The 1,391-nt window shown below is 51.6% G+C and carries 1 rRNA gene; it reads left to right on the forward strand.

Features of this window, described 5'->3' with window-relative positions:
* A 23S ribosomal RNA gene (locus tag OIK44_RS25645) occupies positions 1-1,368 on the forward strand; the annotation flags it as partial.
* Positions 1,369-1,391: the final 23 nt, after the last annotated feature.

The raw sequence follows: 1,391 nt of genomic DNA on the forward strand, positions 1-1,391 counted from the left end.
GAGACGAGTGAACTTGTTCACGAAGCAATCGGAAGTGGTTCCAAGAAAAGCCTCTAAGCTTCAGTCATACGAGACCGTACCGCAAACCGACACAGGTGGGCGAGATGAGTATTCTAAGGCGCTTGAGAGAACTCGGGAGAAGGAACTCGGCAAATTGGTACCGTAACTTCGGGAAAAGGTACGCCCCGGTAGCTTGGTCACTTTACTGTGATAGGGCGAAAGGGTTGCAATAAACTGGTGGCTGCGACTGTTTAATAAAAACACAGCACTCTGCAAACACGAAAGTGGACGTATAGGGTGTGACGCCTGCCCGGTGCTGGAAGATTAAATGATGGGGTGCAAGCTCTTGATTGAAGTCCCAGTAAACGGCGGCCGTAACTATAACGGTCCTAAGGTAGCGAAATTCCTTGTCGGGTAAGTTCCGACCTGCACGAATGGCGTAACGATGGCCACACTGTCTCCTCCCGAGACTCAGCGAAGTTGAAATGTTTGTGATGATGCAATCTACCCGCGGCTAGACGGAAAGACCCCATGAACCTTTACTGTAGCTTTGCATTGGACTTTGAACCAATCTGTGTAGGATAGGTGGGAGGCTTTGAAGCGGGGACGCCAGTCCTCGTGGAGCCAACCTTGAAATACCACCCTGGTTTGTTTGAGGTTCTAACCTTGGTCCGTTATCCGGATCGGGGACAGTGCATGGTAGGCAGTTTGACTGGGGCGGTCTCCTCCTAAAGTGTAACGGAGGAGTTCGAAGGTACGCTAGTTACGGTCGGACATCGTGACGATAGTGCAATGGCATAAGCGTGCTTAACTGCGAGACTGACAAGTCGAGCAGGTACGAAAGTAGGACATAGTGATCCGGTGGTTCTGTATGGAAGGGCCATCGCTCAACGGATAAAAGGTACTCTGGGGATAACAGGCTGATTCCTCCCAAGAGTTCATATCGACGGGGGAGTTTGGCACCTCGATGTCGGCTCATCACATCCTGGGGCTGTAGCCGGTCCCAAGGGTATGGCTGTTCGCCATTTAAAGTGGTACGTGAGCTGGGTTTAAAACGTCGTGAGACAGTTTGGTCCCTATCTGCCGTGGGCGTTGGAAATTTGAAGGGGGCTGCTCCTAGTACGAGAGGACCGGAGTGGACGAACCTCTGGTGTACCGGTTGTCACGCCAGTGGCATTGCCGGGTAGCTAAGTTCGGAAGAGATAACCGCTGAAAGCATCTAAGCGGGAAACTTGCCTTGAGATGAGATTTCCCAGAGCCTTGAGCTCTTTGAAGGGTCGTTCGAGACCAGGACGTTGATAGGCTGGGTGTGGAAGTGCAGTAATGCATTAAGCTAACCAGTACTAATTGCCCGTACGGCTTGTCCCTATAACCTTAGCAGGTGTGGAGAT

Origin of the sequence: Janthinobacterium fluminis (assembly GCF_028595325.1) — a bacterium.
Taxonomy (GTDB): domain Bacteria; phylum Pseudomonadota; class Gammaproteobacteria; order Burkholderiales; family Burkholderiaceae_D; genus Janthinobacterium; species Janthinobacterium fluminis.